This is a genomic window from Vibrio iocasae (assembly GCF_042245395.1).
Lineage (GTDB): Bacteria > Pseudomonadota > Gammaproteobacteria > Enterobacterales > Vibrionaceae > Vibrio > Vibrio iocasae.
This window is the reverse complement of record NZ_CP145311.1, coordinates 1,462,311-1,479,120: the sequence shown is the minus strand read 5'-3', so window position 1 is coordinate 1,479,120 and position 16,810 is coordinate 1,462,311. Positions and strand designations below refer to the sequence as shown.

Annotated in this window: 18 protein-coding genes; 8 read left to right on the top strand and 10 right to left on the bottom strand. The window is 43.8% G+C overall.

Going from position 1 to position 16,810, the window contains the following annotated elements; all coding sequences use genetic code 11:
* Positions 1 to 59: 59 nt before the first annotated feature.
* The 5 genes from SNR28_RS16590 to SNR28_RS16570 all read right to left on the bottom strand — a co-directional run bounded on the left by SNR28_RS16590 (position 60) and on the right by SNR28_RS16570 (position 3,304).
* Complete coding sequence (locus SNR28_RS16590; protein ID WP_375753776.1) at positions 60 to 386, bottom strand: ribonuclease E inhibitor RraB; 327 nt, start codon at positions 384 to 386, stop codon at positions 60 to 62.
* 209 nt (positions 387 to 595) lie between these two features.
* On the bottom strand, positions 596 to 1,051 hold the full coding sequence (locus SNR28_RS16585; RefSeq protein WP_375753775.1) for a GNAT family N-acetyltransferase: 456 nt from the start codon (positions 1,049 to 1,051) through the stop codon (positions 596 to 598).
* Between the two features lie 50 nt (positions 1,052 to 1,101).
* Positions 1,102 to 2,130, bottom strand: coding sequence for a hypothetical protein (locus SNR28_RS16580; RefSeq protein WP_375753774.1), 1,029 nt, complete (start codon positions 2,128 to 2,130; stop codon positions 1,102 to 1,104).
* Between the two features lie 38 nt (positions 2,131 to 2,168).
* On the bottom strand, positions 2,169 to 2,765 hold the full coding sequence (locus SNR28_RS16575) for a glutathione S-transferase family protein (RefSeq protein WP_375753773.1): 597 nt from the start codon (positions 2,763 to 2,765) through the stop codon (positions 2,169 to 2,171).
* Between the two features lie 95 nt (positions 2,766 to 2,860).
* Entirely contained in the window at positions 2,861 to 3,304 is a 444-nt protein-coding gene (locus tag SNR28_RS16570) for an HAD family hydrolase (RefSeq protein ID WP_375754105.1), read from the bottom strand.
* Positions 3,305 to 3,589: 285 nt separating this feature from the next.
* Here SNR28_RS16570 and SNR28_RS16565 point away from each other — a divergent pair, with 285 nt between their 5' ends.
* On the top strand, positions 3,590 to 3,790 hold the full coding sequence (locus SNR28_RS16565; protein ID WP_375753772.1) for a hypothetical protein: 201 nt from the start codon (positions 3,590 to 3,592) through the stop codon (positions 3,788 to 3,790).
* Between the two features lie 75 nt (positions 3,791 to 3,865).
* Here SNR28_RS16565 and SNR28_RS16560 read toward each other — a convergent pair whose 3' ends face one another.
* Positions 3,866 to 4,246 (bottom strand): hypothetical protein, encoded by a 381-nt coding sequence (locus SNR28_RS16560; protein WP_375753771.1) that lies wholly within the window; start codon positions 4,244 to 4,246, stop codon positions 3,866 to 3,868.
* Positions 4,247 to 4,290: 44 nt separating this feature from the next.
* Positions 4,291 to 4,854, bottom strand: a complete 564-nt coding sequence (locus SNR28_RS16555; RefSeq protein WP_375753770.1) for an SOS response-associated peptidase — start codon at positions 4,852 to 4,854, stop codon at positions 4,291 to 4,293.
* A gap of 173 nt (positions 4,855 to 5,027) precedes the next feature.
* Between SNR28_RS16555 and SNR28_RS16550 the strand changes: the two genes are divergently transcribed.
* The 5 genes from SNR28_RS16550 to SNR28_RS16530 are packed head-to-tail and all read left to right on the top strand — an operon-like array spanning position 5,028 to position 12,654.
* Entirely contained in the window at positions 5,028 to 6,401 is a 1,374-nt protein-coding gene (locus tag SNR28_RS16550; protein ID WP_375753769.1) for a TolC family protein, read from the top strand.
* Between the two features lie 3 nt (positions 6,402 to 6,404).
* Positions 6,405 to 7,553 carry an efflux RND transporter periplasmic adaptor subunit gene (locus SNR28_RS16545; RefSeq protein WP_375753768.1) on the top strand — a complete coding sequence of 383 codons (1,149 nt, stop codon included), beginning with the start codon at positions 6,405 to 6,407 and terminating at the stop codon, positions 7,551 to 7,553.
* Positions 7,546 to 10,701: an efflux RND transporter permease subunit gene (locus tag SNR28_RS16540; protein ID WP_375753767.1), complete on the top strand. Its 3,156-nt coding sequence runs from the start codon at positions 7,546 to 7,548 to the stop codon at positions 10,699 to 10,701. The genes SNR28_RS16545 and SNR28_RS16540 overlap by 8 nt, the downstream gene beginning before the upstream one ends.
* A complete protein-coding gene (locus tag SNR28_RS16535) occupies positions 10,694 to 11,374 on the top strand; it encodes a response regulator transcription factor (RefSeq protein ID WP_375753766.1) in 681 nt (226 codons plus the stop codon). The genes SNR28_RS16540 and SNR28_RS16535 overlap by 8 nt, the downstream gene beginning before the upstream one ends.
* Positions 11,375 to 11,376: 2 nt before the next feature.
* Entirely contained in the window at positions 11,377 to 12,654 is a 1,278-nt protein-coding gene (locus SNR28_RS16530; RefSeq protein WP_375753765.1) for a histidine kinase dimerization/phospho-acceptor domain-containing protein, read from the top strand.
* A gap of 94 nt (positions 12,655 to 12,748) precedes the next feature.
* Here SNR28_RS16530 and SNR28_RS16525 read toward each other — a convergent pair whose 3' ends face one another.
* Positions 12,749 to 13,714 (bottom strand): DUF2860 domain-containing protein, encoded by a 966-nt coding sequence (locus SNR28_RS16525; RefSeq protein ID WP_375753764.1) that lies wholly within the window; start codon positions 13,712 to 13,714, stop codon positions 12,749 to 12,751.
* 243 nt (positions 13,715 to 13,957) lie between these two features.
* Here SNR28_RS16525 and SNR28_RS16520 point away from each other — a divergent pair, with 243 nt between their 5' ends.
* Positions 13,958 to 14,347: an MAPEG family protein gene (locus tag SNR28_RS16520; RefSeq protein ID WP_375753763.1), complete on the top strand. Its 390-nt coding sequence runs from the start codon at positions 13,958 to 13,960 to the stop codon at positions 14,345 to 14,347.
* 67 nt (positions 14,348 to 14,414) lie between these two features.
* Here the strand turns inward: SNR28_RS16520 and SNR28_RS16515 are convergent, their stop codons facing one another.
* On the bottom strand, positions 14,415 to 14,777 hold the full coding sequence (locus SNR28_RS16515) for a cupin domain-containing protein (RefSeq protein ID WP_375753762.1): 363 nt from the start codon (positions 14,775 to 14,777) through the stop codon (positions 14,415 to 14,417).
* 37 nt (positions 14,778 to 14,814) lie between these two features.
* Positions 14,815 to 16,116, bottom strand: coding sequence for an NAD(P)/FAD-dependent oxidoreductase (locus SNR28_RS16510; protein ID WP_375753761.1), 1,302 nt, complete (start codon positions 16,114 to 16,116; stop codon positions 14,815 to 14,817).
* Positions 16,117 to 16,311: 195 nt separating this feature from the next.
* On the opposite strand from SNR28_RS16510, the gene SNR28_RS16505 reads away from it, so the two are divergent.
* A complete protein-coding gene (locus SNR28_RS16505) occupies positions 16,312 to 16,806 on the top strand; it encodes a universal stress protein (protein WP_375753760.1) in 495 nt (164 codons plus the stop codon).
* The last annotated feature ends 4 nt before the right edge of the window (positions 16,807 to 16,810 follow it).

The window sequence follows — 16,810 nt, the reverse complement described above, 5'->3', positions numbered from 1 at the left end:
ATTTTTGAGCATTAGGTACTCAGTCCATACCGCATTAAAATTACACGAGTTTACGATATCTATGCATTTCCGTAGGAGCCAAAGCCATCAGCGTAACCCCCGTATGGCTTAGCTATTTTCGTTAATTGTTCTTCAATTTTTACCACTTCGGAATATTTAGGCACTAGAGTCATTGTGCAGTAGCATGTCCATTCCTTAGTTTCTTCGTCCTGTTCAACGCAAGTATTGAAGCCAAGCTTATCTGCTTGTAGTGCGACAAGATTTCCTTTGCCCTCAGAAGGCACAGCGACAAAGAAATCCATTTCTAAAGGCTTGGATAAATCGAATCCGTGTTGCTGAAACTGATAAAGTGTGGCACCAGTTTCGTCATCAGGAAATTGACTCATTAATACGCTCCATACAATAGCAATCATTAGAACTTGTCATCTTAGGCACCTATGAATTCAATAGCTATTCAAATACTCGATTGCTTTGTATTTGCTGCACAATGCACGAAATTGGGAGGAAGTGAGCATTTGAAATTTTTCCCGCCAGCGAATGGCGACTAATTCCACCAACATCAGAGATTATCTATATTAGCCATATATTACTGACGCTAACGCCCTTCCCACTTACATTCTAAATCTAGGAGCCCTTCTTCATTGTCACTGTTCCCCGCATACAGAACAAACCCGTGTGACTTGTAGAAGTTTTGCGCCTGCTTATTTACTTCAAATGTTCGTAGAGTAAGAGACCCATTTGATTGCTTCTGAGCGAGCTTCAACAAATACGAACCGATTCCCTGCCCTTGAAAGTCTGGTGATACGTAAAGCTGGCTTACCCCGGTTTTAGAGCTCGCCATAAAAGCAACTGGGTTAAGCTTGTGCTTGCAGATAACGACAACCACCTGAAAATCGCTTGGAAGAATATGTTCCAGAAAATAGGCCTGTGACTCGAATGAATGCACTGGCTGTATACCAACGGCTTCTCTCATTGAGGTTCGCCAGAGTGACGTGACTTCCTGAACATGTTCCGAAGCCAATGGCTCTACTTTATATTTCGTTAAATCCACTCTTTCTCCTGTGATATAACAACTATAAATACTGGTTTTCTATCGAGAAATTAGGACTTGGATTCCAACATCTCTCTTAGCGCCACAGGAAGAAATGATCGTGACCATTTAACCATCTCTTTTTCATGTCTTTGCCAAAGTACGCCAAGGTAGATAATTCCAAGTCCAATGGCGACAAGAGCCGCAGGGAACAACCAACTATCTTCAAAAACATCCGATGCCAGATACCCCAAATAACCACAACCGCCAAGAGCACCAAAAACAACAAACACTCTACGCACAAAAAGCACGCCCACGCCAATCATCAATAGGTTAATGCCAAAGTATATGAGCTTTGATATCTCGCTATCAGAGTTCATCGAAGATAGGCCACCCCAGAATGCAATCACACCAAAGATATAGATCCAATAAGCGTAGTCGGCTTTTTTATGCCAGCGAATATCAATCAAAAACGCCAGACCTATCATAAACAGACCTGAATAGAGCGAAACTAACTTCCTTAGTGCCCACGTAACGTCTCCGTCAGAAATCATCTCTGTGATATCCATTGTCATGTACCAAAGTGTTACCGCAATAGGCATGATTAAAAATGGATACTTGTACCTCCAGGCAACGATCGCGCCTACCAACAGTGTACCGAGTTCCATATATAGCCAGTTCCACTTTATGTACCTATGGTAATCACGATAGACACTTTCATCAGGCCAAAAACCGAGCCACTGTTGTAACCCGTAAATCGTCAACGGGGTTAAGCAAACGACAAAAGTTGCACAAATACCGGCTGGAATCGTTAGGTTTTTACCAGCAAAGTAGTTACTAATAAACAAACCAAGTACGGCATAAGAAAGAGAGACGAAAACAATCCCGGCGCCTCCGAAAGATTCCCAGCCAAGATTCATGAAAAGTGTCATGGCACCTATAGCAAGGAGTCCACCCAGATAGTAAAGCACATGTGTAAAAGAAAACTTCGGAACATCCTGAGACCGATTCGCCAGAAACTCATAAAGGGCCTCTGCCTGCTGATTAGAAATAATGTTCTCAGCGGCCGCTTCTTTTAATTTTTTCTTTGTTACTTCCACAATCTATCTCTCATTCTAATACGGTTCATTCTGCGCACTTATGACATTCCCACATAACCGTCCATGCGATGAATTGATGTAATCCAGCGCTGGATTTTTGGATAGTTTTCTAAATCAAAACCACCTTCATCACTTACATGGGTATAGGCGTACAAAGCAATATCTGCAATAGTCATATTGTCGCCCACCAAAAACGGCGATTTATCTAACTGTTGTTCCATTATTTGAAGTGCTTTGTGACCGCCTGATTGTAAGGATTGATATTCCTCTAAACGGCTCTCTGGTAAACCCTGATACTTTTTGATAAATCGCGCTACAGCAATGTATGGCTCATGGGAATACTGCTCAAAGAAAAGCCATTCATACACTTTTGCCTTTTGATAGTTGTCTTTAGGTAGATAGCTAGTGCCCTCTGCAAAATAACCCAAAATTGCATTGGATTCGCTAAGTACACGCCCATCATCCAGAACAACCGTAGGAATCTTTCCATTCGGATTCAGTGCCAAGAACTCTGGTGTTTTGGTTTCACTGTTCAGGATATTGACATGCTTCCATTGGTGATCAATCCCTAGAAATGACAGTAACATTTTTACTTTTAAGCAGTTGCCAGACTGCAAATCTCCATATACGACCATGACACTTTCCTTGTGTTGTTTTGTAATTATGTATAACGCTGCGATAAGTAAAAAGAACTCTACAGACGCTTACGACTCCATCTAATTAGCGACGTTCAGTTACTGCGTTCAATGCACAATTGAACCAAGCTGTTTATCTGCTTAACTTGGTTTGGTTCTATTTCGATAGATGTTGGATTGAACCAAAATGCATCGAGTCCTGCTGTCAGTGCAGGTTTCACATCTTTTTCCAACGAATCTCCAACCATAACTAGTGACTCAGGGCTTACTTGCAGTTTCTCCGAGATCTTAAAATAAAAATCAGGGCTGCTTTTTCCAACACCAAGGTTTGATTTGCAAAAGTACCCATCAATGTATTGAGACAGACCAACTCTTTCAAATGCCGCTTTAATATCCTTTTCAGTAGAATCATCGGCATTTGTTGCAACATAAATGGAGTGATCCAACGACAGCTCTGATAACACCTGAAGCGCACCATCTACCGTTTGTACCTTGTCCCAATCACACATTTTTCCTGCCTTTTCTGGGAAATCAACCATTAATGTGTCGCCCCAATCAAACAAATATACTTTGCTCAAAATACCTCCATGTATATAAGACCAGATTCAAACACCTCAATTGCTTCATCTGAATCTAGCATCAAAACAGCGTAGCGTTAACAGCCATAATTCAACTCCTGGATATTTACCCACCTATTGTTTTGATCACCCAATTACAATAATGACATTTTTATGAAATTTTATTACGAGATCTTGATCACATTAATGTTCTAGTTTATAGTTATTCCAAACTTAAATGTAATTTAGTTACATAAGGAGCCCAATATGCTAACTGTAATTAAGAACATCTTTATTCCTAAGAAAGACTACGCTGGCCGCAACATTGACGCGGTAATTGAAAGACTTGCTGCGCAAACTAAAACTGATGTGCACGCTTGGTCTTACCTAAACGAAATATCTGCTTATGAAAACACAACAACAGGTATGCGCGTTTACCGTCACGAAGTTTCAAGAAAAGCAGCTTAATCGAAAAGCATTTAAAGAGCTGGCAAGGTTGTCAGCTCTTATCTTTTCTGGCTATACATAAAACTCTGCCCGCATTTAATCCCACCAATTAAATAAACTTTCACCGACAGTTCTTGGCTTCCAGTGCTTGACGTCATACTGACACAGTCTGGAACTATTCTTGAAAGGACTATCTAACGTGCCTGCGTCCATTACTAGAACGCCATAAGTTTCACGAAGCTTTTCAGCCACAAACGCTTGGTCTACAAATTTCAAATCAGACCTACTAGGTTCATAGCCATCAGCAAGAGCCCAGTCGCCTTCATCCGAGCATAAAATCACAACACTCGAGTCACCATTTTCAAGCTTCGCAGCATAAAAGTTCGGTGTTACCTTAGGTTCCCAGAACTCAGTTATTTTCCAATTTGTGCCAACAAATGAACTGAAAAGGATTTTCTTAAATTCGCTTATTATCATGCTCACACCAACTACCAACGTTTCTATAGTTCGTTATTAACCGCCTAATCATCCAAAATTTTTTGTATTTCAAAGTGTTTTTCATTGCCCTCACTCATCAACATATCAAGAGCAGACTCTTCTTGAACCCAAAGCTGCAAAGCATCACCCGGTATAAGAAGAGGCATTCTGTGATGATACTCAGCGTACTGCTTATTTGGCTTTGTAGTCAAAGTAACGAGCTTATCGCCTAAAGCAATACCTGCCATAAATAGCGGCTTATGTTCCGGGTCAGAAATAAGATACTTCTTTTTAGTACCGTCAATAGCGGACCATTCATACCAGCCAGAACAAGGAACAATGACGCGACTCCTCTGAAAAGCATTTCTAAAAGTGGGCTTTACCGCGACTGATTCTGCCTGGGCGTTGATAATGACCCTCTTTGCCCAATCAGGTTTAATCCCCCACGATAAGTCCTGCTGCCCAAGAGTACTTCCTTCTCCCCTGAATACGGATACTGATTCAGTCGGTCTTAAATCATTATTTGCCTTAGTTCTAAAAGGTACCCCCACTATCTCGCTAACCAGCTGAGCGAAAGGGTCGTCTGTAATGTTTAGTCTTCCACACACACAAATATCCAAAGTGATGTTGGTAAGTCATCTGAAAAGTATAGATCATGCATAGAACTCGTTAGTTGGAGTTCCGAAACCGTTCGTTCACCAGTTTCATTTCCCTCACTTATCTTTCACCTGCAATTCACCCAGAAAAAGATATAAATCAATTCAAATGATTGAGGTGAATTATGTATAACAACAAAAGCAGAACGAAGAAAGTCGTCGTTGCGACTATGTTTCTGTTACTCGCAGGATGCAGCTCTCTTACTGCTCAGCAAGAGTTTGCAGCCAAAACGAACGAGGTAACGATACCCGAGCAGTGGCAAGAAAAATCGGAGTTCGTAAACGGTGATTTTGCTAATCAGCTCTTACAACTGGTTGACAAAGAATCGGTATCAAAGATTGTTGATGATGCTTTAACTGCAAACTATGACTTGAGAACAACCGCTGCTCGTCTAAAGCAGTCCCGATTGCTTCACCAGCAGGCAGAAATCAATGAAGATCCTTCCTTGAACACAAGCTATGAAGCAAGCAGAGCGAAAAAGGGAGCAATAGCAAACTCTCAAACTCTTTCCTTAAACCTAAGCTGGGAGATAGATGTCTGGGGCAGACTTGCGGATGCGTCTGATGCTGCGTCTGCGACTGCAAAAGCAAGCGAACTTGATTACACGTATGCCAGAAACTCCCTTGCAGCCCGTGTGATTCAGGCGTGGCTGGACATCAACTACCGCGCTCAAATCATCGCTGTTGAAGAGCAGTGGGTAACCAGCTTAGTCCATACCGAGGAAATTATTCGTGAACAGGTACTCGATGGTGAAAAAGAGCAGGCAGACTTAGATACAGCAAAAGCCTCTACAGAGAACGTACGAGCCACACTGGCTGCAAGAAAGCAGAGTCAACTCATTGCAATACGAAACCTCAACGTTTTGCGGGGGCAGTCGAGTGACAATCTAGAAGATCTTGCTCTGGAGCCTGTTACTGTTTCATCCCCACCGGTGCAGGTACCCGGAAATGTCATTGGCTCTCGACCAGATTTAATTGCGGCCTATCAGCGAATTCTCTCCGCCGATAAAAAGACCTCGGTTGCTTACAAAGAGTTGCTTCCGAAATTCACGCTCACCGCATCAGCAAGCAGAACGGGTGAGACAATGAACCAACTGCTGGACAGCTCTTCTGCATGGAATCTTATCGGTGGGATTACCGCGCCTATTTTCAATCGGGACTCTCTGAAAAACAGTGCAAGAATCTCAGAGCTGGATGCGGAAATTGCGTATCTCGATTACCAGAAACTCATGCTCAATGCACTCACAGAGGTTGAAAACGCATTTGATCAGGAAGCCTCTTTTAAGACGCAGGAGTATCACTTAAGCAGAGCTTATAAGCACTCTTTTGAAAGCATGCGTAACTATCAATACCTCTACCAGGATGGTGCCAGCGGCGTACTGTCTCTACTGGTAGCAAAACAGTCGGCCTTTCAGGCAAAAATCAAACTATTAGAAACAGAGCAAGCTCGCTTTTCCAATCGAATTACACTCGGCCTTGCTCTCGGTATGGGAGTATAACCCGTGAAAAAGACCAATATGAAAAAGCTAAGTGCTAGCTTACTAGCAATAATGATGATCCCTGCTGCCGTAATGTATACGGATTACGCCATAAGCAATCAACCTGAATCTGTTACTGCTAAAAATGAGATCGTGTTACCCGGAGTAACCGTACAACGTCTGTCGTCTGGAACTCACAATAGTATCATTGAAGGATATGGAGAGGTTGTCTCATCTGAAACACTTTCTCTTCTCGGCCATGTTTCAGGCAGAGTGATATGGAGAGCGGAAGAGTTCAAAGTCGGTAAGTTGGTGAAGAAAGGAACCCTTCTTCTTCGCATCGAAGATTCTGACTATCAGGCTGCTCTGGCAAACGCCAAGAAAACGTTGGCGGACGCGCATCTTGCACTGTTACAAGAGCAAAGAAAACATCAGCGAGCACAGGACAATTGGAAAAGATCTGAGATCTCAGAAAAGCCGAGCAAACTGGCTTTAAGAGAGCCGCAACTCGAAATTGCTCGCAGCCAATATGTCGCCGCTAAAAAAGCGGTGAAAAATGCGGAAACCAATCTGGCCAATACTCGGGTATATGCACCATTCGATTCGGTCATTACGTCTCGTAGCGTAACAAACGGCAGCTATGTGTCTCCGGGAGCGACCATTGGTGAGCTCAAAGCCTCTGAAACGGCAGAAGTGAAAATCGCTTTGTCCGAAAGCGAGTGGCAGCAACTTCCAGCAGATCTAGGTTCGTTGCAGGTCGAGCTCTCTTCACCGAATAACCGCGGATTTTATTGGAATGGTTACGTCTCTGATCTCGCATTGGTGATTGACCAGAGTACCCGAACCCGAACTTTAACCATCAAAATAGACTCGCCATTGTCACAAGACATTCCTCTGCTGTTTGGTAGCTTTGTCGTGGTTCACCTACAAGGGAAAGCGATACCTGACAGCTATGTCATTTCCTCGTCGTCAATCACCGCAGATGGTTTTATCTGGTTCGAAAAAGAGAACCAGCTGTTTAAACATAAAGCCGTAGCCTTATTCAGAGACGCAGACGAAGTTGGTATCGCCCGGGGTAACCTCGACAAAGAAATCAGCCTGGTCAAGAAGCCTTTATCTCACTACATCGATGGCATGAAAGTCACTGCAACCGAGGACAGAACGGATGGATAACAGAAATCTAAACCAGGGCATCATTGCCTGGTTTGCAAGAAACTCTGTTGCTGCAAACTTGTTGATGATACTGATTCTGGTGACCGGGCTTATCGCACTTACAAACCTTAGAACGGAGAGTTTCCCGGCAACACCACCAAACAGCGTCTCTATTACAGTCAGCTTTGATAGTGGTTCTGCGGAATCGGCTGAAGAAGGCATTGCATTAAAACTTGAAGATGCGTTGCAAGGTGTTGATGGTATTAAGAGCATTCAGAGTAGCTCTACCGGACAAGATGTATCAATGACGGTAACGAAAACCAGTAGTTACGATCTGGATACCTTGTATCAGGATATAAAGAACAAGATAGATGCTATTGGTACCCTACCTCAACGCGCTGAAAAACCGGTTATCGAACGAGCCGTTGAAATTGACGAAGCCATCTCAGTTAACTTATATGGAAACGTAAGTGACCGCGTTCTTCAGCAATATGCCGAAGATCTTCGTTCTAAATTACTGGCAAACAGTAGCATTCAGAAAGTGGATTATGTCGGTCGTCGAGATGATGAAATCACTATCCAGGTGGATGAAAACAAGCTACAGGCGCTCGGTCTTTCGCTTTCAGAAGTGGCAAATAAAGTAGGTGCCGCCTCGATAACCGATACCGGAGGTGAACTAAAAGGTGAAAGGGGTACTCTGGTTCTCAAAACAGAACAACAGAGGAAAGATGCCAAGGGTTTTGCAACCATACCAGTAAAACAGATGCCAGACGGCCAGATCATTTTGTTGTCTGATATTGCAGTGGTAAAAGATGACTTCACAAACAAAAACGCCCTAACCAGATACAACAGCAAGCCTTCGGTTGGTTTGGACGTGAAGATGTATGGTTCATCCAACGTAACCGATGTTGCGGAGCAAACCCGCTTGATTGTCGAAGAGTTTCAGAAATCACTACCTTCTGAAATAAAAATTGAACTGTGGAACGATCGCAGTGAGCCGATCAAAAACCGACTGTCGTTACTTATGGACAACAGTTTTCAGGGTGTGCTGTTGGTAATCGCTCTGCTCGCCACCTTCTTAAACATCCGTGTTGCTTTATGGGTTGGATTGGGGCTGCCTGTTATTTTTGCCGGTGCCATGATTCTTATGGGAGATTCTTTCTTTGGTATGACACTAAACGAGATGACAACCTTTGGCTTTATTATGGCTCTGGGTATCGTTGTCGATGATGCGGTTGTTATTGGAGAGAGTATCTACGAGGAACGGGAAAAGAAAGGAGCCAGCATAGAGTCCACGATTGCGGGTGCTCAGAGAGTGGCGACGCCAACAACATTCGGTGTTTTAACCACCATGGTAGCCTTCATGTCTATCAGCTTAGTAGAGGGTGATATCGGTAAGATCTTTGCTCAGTTTGCTTACGCTTCGGCATTCTGCCTGTTCTTTTCGCTGATTGAGTCTAAGCTAATTCTGCCATCTCATCTGGCCCATGTGCGCATGCATTCAAACAGCAGTGGTAGAAGTATTGGTGCTTATTGGAACAAGTTTCAAACCAAGGTTCTTGCAGGGTTAAACTACTTCACCCATCACTACTACAAACCCTTCCTGGCGTTGACGCTCCAATATCGCTACGCGGCTTTAGCACTCTTTATCTCATTCTTCGTGCTGATTGCAGGCTTCGTGCCTTCAGGCAAGATAAAGGTCGTTTTCTTCCCCGAAATATCAATGGATTTCATCGAAGTTAACGTCGTATTTAAAGACGATGCGGGCTATGGTTTGGTACACAATGAAGCTCTGAAAGTTGAACGCCTTGCCGAACAACTCAATCAAGACCTTGTTGAAGAATATGGTCTTGGTATCGATCCGATACAGAACCTGCTGACTGAAACCACAGATACGACAGCAACCATTACCGCTGGCTTATCAGCGAACAATCAACGACCTTTTGCCGCGACTGAAATCGCTAAGCGCTGGGAATCCATGCTTCCTTCTCTCGAAGGCATAGACAGCATCAACTTTAACGCTGATATGATTGGTGAAAAAGATATCAGTATAGAGCTGAGGAGCAAAAACAATCAGACTATCGAACTTGCCGGTAAAGCTCTGGTCAGTGAGCTGGAGAGAATCAACGGTGTCTCTGGTGTAAAAAATGGCATGACTGCTGCCCAAACACAGGTCGATATTAATGTTAAGCCTGAAGGACTGGCTATGGGGCTGACCAACTCTGAGTTATTGCAGCAGCTCAAACTGGCTTATCAGGGCTATGAAATTCAGCGATTGCAAAAGGGCCAGAATGAAGTAAAAGTTAAAATTCAGTACCCAGACAACCGACGTGAAAACCTGGCCGATCTGCAGTACGCTGATATCCGTCTGGCAAACGGGAAGATCGTCCCTCTCACTTCTGTTGCAACGATATCTACCCGATATGTTTCAAAAAGCATCGAGCGAATCGACTACAGTCGAGTGAACCAAGTAACTGCGGATGTTGATAAAGCAATCACCTCTCCAGATGAAGTCATGGTGAAACTTAACGCTGGTATTCTGACTCAGCTACAGAATGAATACAGTGATTTGGAAATTGCTATTTCTGGTCAGGAGAAAGAGAAGCAAGAGATAACTCAATCCCTGCAAAGTGTATTTGTTATCGCGCTGATTGCCATTTATGCGCTACTGGCGGTGCCGCTTAAGTCATACTTGCAACCAGTTATCATCATGTTTGCCATTCCATTTGGCATTATTGGTGCGTTGCTTGGCCATATGCTGCATGGCATCTCCGTAAGCTTGTTATCATTGTTTGGTATTCTTGCGCTCGCTGGCGTAGTGGTTAACGATAGTTTGCTATTGATATCCAGATACAACAGTGGTCGTGAAGCAGGGCTCACCGTTATGGATGCACTACTTGAATCCGGTACTGGTCGTCTCAGAGCGATTCTGCTCACCTCAACCACAACTTACTTTGGTTTGATGCCGCTACTCACCGAAACGTCGCCACAGGCACAGTTTTTAATACCCGCAGCCACTTCAATGGGATATGGCATTCTGTTTGCCACTATAATAACGTTGTTGTTAATCCCTGCTCTGGTCATGGTGAATGAAGATATCAAGAATCTCTTTCGCCAAAAAGACGATAAAAATGAACAAGAAGCGATAAAGGTGCCAGCTTATGAATGACGACCTCATTATTGATGTACTTCTGGTTGAAGATGATAAAGAACTCGCTTCATCTGTTGCCGACTATCTAAAGTTTGAAAACATTCGTTGTGACCATGCATACAATGGTCACAGCGGCTATAACCTGGCGAAGGACAATCACTACGATGTGATCCTCCTGGATCTCATGTTGCCAAAAATCGATGGGCTCACTGTGTGTGAAAAGCTTCGTCAGAGTGGTGCAGACATGCCTATCCTGATGCTCACTGCAAAAGATACCCTTGAGGACAAAGAAGCCGGCTTTAATGCCGGCACTGACGACTATCTGGTAAAACCCTTTGCAATGAAAGAGCTCGCAATGAGAGTCAAAGCACTGGCTAAACGACGAAGCAGCCAGTCTAAAAAGCTGACGGTAGCGGATCTGGTCTTAGATTTGGAACGAAAGAGTGTGACTCGAGGAGGAAACGCAGTCACGCTCACCCGTATCAATTTGCAGTTATTAGAGCTTCTGATGCGTAGCAGCCCAGGTGTTGTAAGCCGAATGGAAATCGAAGAGAAGCTTTGGCCGGATGAAACACCAGAAAGTAACAATTTAAAAGTGCAGCTTTATCAACTCAGGCAAAAAATCGATAAGCCCTTCCCTAACAAGCTGATTGAAACGGTCGTTGGCCAAGGATTCAGAATTAAGGGGTAATAATGAAAATATTTCAAAATCTGGCGATCAGAAACCGCCTTTCATCGTTCTTTTTTGGGATAGCTATCGTTACCATTTTTGTCTTCGCAAATCTGATGCTTGAATACTTTGAGTCGGGTCTGGAAGACTCAGCAAAACTTCGACTGCTTACCGAAAGTGCCGCTTTTGCAAAAGCTTATGAAAAAGATCCGACCATTCCACTTCCCTCTACCTATGTCACCCGCTTTGCTTATGATGAGCTACCTGAAGTCTATGTGCGCGGGAACAACCTATTGGAGTACATGGACTTTTCTGACGGTAACTTCCAGATAGCAATGGGAGATGAAGAGCTCCCCGATGGGAGAGACGAAGACCCAATAATCATCGCTCACCGTCATACACTCCACGATGGTCGAATCTTATATACAATGGCGCAGTACGACATAGATGCCGTGGAAGAACAGGCTGAGAAGTGGTTTAGTACTCGGCTTAGAATTGTATTCTATATCGGAACTGGTTATTTAGTTCTCACCATACTCATGCTCTGGTACTACAACCACAAAGTAGGAAAAAGAACCTCGCAGCTGGTTGATTGGGCGGAAGAAGTATCAACCAACTTTACTGAGAAAAAGCCGGAATTTAAGTTCGATGAGTACAATCGAATAGCAGACTGCCTTCAGACCTCTTTGCGAAAGAACGCTGAGCTGGTTGAACGAGAGAAAAAGTTTCTTGCCCATGCAAGTCATGAGCTAAGAACACCTATCGCCATCATTCGTGCCAATATGGAGATTCTTGAGAGAATTGAGTTACCAGAAATGGCAAATGTACCGGTGACCAGAATTGAAAGAGCGGGTAGCAACATGCAACAAATAACAGAGACCCTACTCTGGCTAGCTCGCAAAAGTGACAACCAGCCCACGGAATCGTTGGCCTGCATACCAGAGATCATTACACAGTTGATTGAGGAGCAAGATTATCTGCTTCAGGGCGAATCTGTAGAGGTTATACAGGAGTTCAAAGGTTCACCAGAAAGAGCGTTACCTGTTACACCCGTAATGATCGTGGTGGGTAATCTGATTAGAAATGCTTTTCAGTACACCCATTGTGGCTGGGTAAAAATAAGCTACGAAGACAACTACATAACCGTTGAAAACTCCGAAACAGAACAGCTTGGGGAAGAATACGAAATTAGCTTCGGTTTTGGGCTAGAACTCACCGAGAAAGTTTGCGATAAACTTGGATGGAACATTGATATCCAGAAGCGAGAAGGTGGTGTGTTAGCTCGCCTTCAACTGCCCTAGCAAGCGCGATTAGTTTAATGAGCAAACTCTATTACTTCGTTAATCAGAGGCCCCATTAACCAAACGTTAGTGGGGCAATTTTTAGCACAATAACCTAGAACAAATAACTGATACCCATACCAATCATCCATCCTTTTTCATCATAAAAAGTGATGTTGGAGTCCTGAACTTCATACCCGGCTAAAACGTTAAAACCGAAATCCTGCCAGCCGAAAAAATCGCTGTATTCGTAAGCAAAGTTCAACTGATAACCGTTGTCTTCGCGGGTTTTGGTGAAGAGTGGGTTCTCTGCATCGTAACTCGATTTAAAGTAACCAGCATTCAGAGACAAAGCATGCCTATCAAGCATGTACATTGCTGTTGCTCCAAATTCATACTTATCAAATGCCATTGCTTTACCGTCGGCGTTGAACTTGTGGTAGCTCAGTGAAGGCATAAGAAAAACAGACTGACTCAGTGGGACACCCGTAGAAACCTCTATCAGATAGCCATCACCATCTCGTTTTAAAAGATCATTGCTGCCACCAGATAGTTCTTTGTCTACGTCTCTGTCGTAATAGGCAAAGCTTGTATCAATACCGATTCCGCCGATATTTTCGTATTGGATACGGTAAGCATTTCCTGATACATCCGTCTTCTCTCTGGCACTATTGAGAAGGTAAGGATCCTCCCATACTTCACCGTTAACCACAGTCGGAAGGTAAGAGAACGACAGCGCAGACTCATCGGCAAGTTCAAACGCATAGCCAAACTCTAAGGCCATTACACCCTCAACAATATCGGATCGAGACATACCTGCAAAGACCTGCTGCTTTCCAAAGGTGTAGCGAAATTGTCCGAAAGGAGCGGCCATAAATTCAGTTTCTGAATCTGCAGATTTATTAAGAGAATCAATGGTTTTTCTTGAGTCTGTACTCAAATTGCTTTCCGAGCTCGAAAAACCAGTGAATAGTGTAAGTTCTCCCCCTAAACCTTGCTGGTCAAAACGCCCTTCACCACCTTGTGCTGAAACTGCTCCACTCACTACCATCGCGGTAAAAAGTACGTGTCTTTTGTTCATTCTCGTTTCCTCGGTTATCTGGATTAAACAACAAAAAACAATATATTATGGAGGGTGAATCCCAAGTGAATTAGTGTTCAAAAACGCAGCTTTTATAGAAAGAACTGAATAACAGACAGGTAGAATTTATAAGTATGATGAATTATATATACACTATACTCAAGTAACCTCAAGATGCAGAGTTCAGAGCTGCATCTTGACGTTACTTGAATATATACTGAGCAAAAAACGTCAGGAGATAAAATGATAACTGCTCTCTACGCATCATTGCTGATGCTCATTATGATCTGGCTTACCTTTCAGGTCATCAAACAACGTCGTGCCGGAAAAATCGCCTACGCTGATGGCGGAGTAAAAGAACTGCAAATTGCACGCTCTGCCCACGGAAACGCGGTAGATACCATCCCAATCACCATAATTCTAATGATTTTGTTGGAACTTAACGGTGGGAACATCTGGCTGATTCATCTATCTGGATTGCTCCTTGTCATCGGGAGAGTCATGCATGGTCAAGCTGTGTTAAAAGACACGCTTGGTGGTCGCAAAAAAGGCATGATCCTAACTCTGTTAAGCCAGCTACTCCTTATCTTGTCGAACCTGATTTACCTTCCTTACGATAAGTTTTTTGGGTAACAGAACGAAAAAAGCGTACCCAAATAAAACGGGTACGCTGCTCTCTAAATAACCCTATATTTACTTGTTAAGATGCGACAGATAGATAGTGCTTAACAAAGTAGTCAGAGAGAATATGCCATTCTATTTTGCTGCCCTGATTCACAAACCAAGAGTCACCAGGGCCGAATGTTGTCTCTTCACCGGTATCCAGGTTTTTAAGTTTGAGTTTTCCTTCCAGTACTGTCGCGTGCTCTGTAAAGGGGTACTGCATTGAGAAAACCCCTTGAGTACATTTAAAGATACCGCAAGCAACGCTATCCTCAGGAGCACCGTCAACCATAGCGATACTGGCCTGCGGCTCTCCGGAAATCACCGTTGAGCCTAAATTTGTAACACTGCCGATCTCCGCCATTTCAGGAAGAGTTCCATTCAATAATATTGGTTTCATGTTGTTTCCTTGTGTTTAGAAGCTGAAATTAAGAGGCCTATCTTCGACCCATCCAGTAGCCTGAAATCTGATGCCATACCTTACCGCTGGTTAACAGCGCTGGTGCAATATAGTCTTTACCCAAAACATTAACGTGAGGAATACTGCTGATAAGCTCGTAACGGTCTGTTTTTTCGCTCATCCCTTCCGCTAATACTTTGCAAACGATATGGCTTGGTGTGACGCCAAAGCCCGAGTAACCCTGTACGTAGAACACGTTATCCATTCCGTCCAATGTGCCAAGCTGAGGGAAAAGATTAGCGCTGCAACAGAGTGGACCTCCCCATGCGAGCTCGATGTTAACCTTGTCCAGATAAGGGAAAATCTTCAACATCTGCTCCCTGTTCCATGCCTTAAGATCTTTTGGAACATATTCCAACGCACGTGTTGCCGCGCCAAATAACAATCGGTTTTCGTTAGTTACCCGGTAGTAATCAATCACTGGCCTGATATCACTGTACGCCCCTCTGATTGGGCTGATCTGCTCGATCAACTCATCGGAAAGCGGCTCTGTTGCCAACTGAAATGCATAGGTATTAATGGTCTTTTTGTGCAGGTTTGGCTCCATCCCTTCCAAAAAGCCATTACATGCCCAAAGGAGCTTCTTCGCTTTCACACTGCCTGTCGGTGTCCGAACGGTCACTGTTGAACCATACTCCACAGAGATCGCCATCGAGTTCTCAAATATCTTTACGTCATATAGCTCTGTCAGTGCTTTGGCTTCACCCAATAACAGGTTAAGCGAATGCACATGCCCTGCTCCCATGTGCTTAAGCGCGCAGCTATAAGCCTCGGAGCCCACCACCTTCTTAACATCCGAACCGGTTAACAGTTCGATGTCTTCATCGGGGGAAACAGCCTTGAACTCCTTCTCCCAGGCTCGAAGTGTCTTCTCTTGTCTGGAGTTACTTCCTAAATAGGCGTAGCCGTGGCGGAAATCTGCATCAATGTTGTACTTCTCGACTCGCGATTTAATTATGGCAGCGCCCAGATTGCCAATCTTAAACAGCTCTTCCATTCCTTCAGGGCCAACATGTTTTTTGACCGTGTCTAAATCATGACCAAGACCAGCCATTATCTGGCCACCATTGCGCCCTGTACCTCCGTACCCCAGATAACGGCCTTCCAGAATCACCGTATTGGTTATGCCTTTTTCGGCAAGCTCTAATGCTGTGTTAACTCCTGTGAATCCACCACCAATAATCACGACGTCAGCTTCCAGATCTTCCGTCAACCTCGGAAAGCTCAGATCATATTTCTTGGTCGCAGCGTAGTAAGTAAGAGAATCTAAATGCCTCATCCTAATTCCTTTTGTTGCGCTTCAGACCTTTTTATCTAAGCACGGAGGATTCAGCACGAATATCAACCGTTAGGCTGAGATGTAAAAATAAATAACCACAAATTTACATTTATTTAACTTCTCATACTTATGGCTGATTTCTTTCAACCCCAACTTCACCTGTAATGAAACCGTCACTCAAAGATGGAACGTGCAATGAGAAACAAAGTAGACACCATTATTTATGCATCAGATATCGGGAAAGGAAGCCGAAGTGCTTTTCATGTCGCAGTGCAAGAGGCAATAAAGCACGACGCAGAAATCATCTACGTTCACGCGGTTGATAAGGTGAACAAGGTAACTCCCGATGTTTCTCACTCTCTTTTGCCAAAGAGCATTGAGCAAACTCACTCTGAGCAACATAAAGAGGTACTGGTGTCAGATATCAAAGCGCGCATCCATCGTTTTGTCACACAAGAATTTTCTGCACTTGATGAGCTACCCGAGTTTTCCGTCAATATCCAGTTTGGTCAGGCCGACAAAGTGATTATTGACGCATCTATTCAATACCAATCAGGAATGATTGTAATGGGTAGCCGGGAAGCCAGTGCACTTTCGCGCGTATTTCTCGGCTCCACCGCTCAGAAAGTTCTGCAGAAATCTCAGGTGCCTGTACTTATCGTACCGCTCGTCGGCACTGAGAATCGTTAAATCT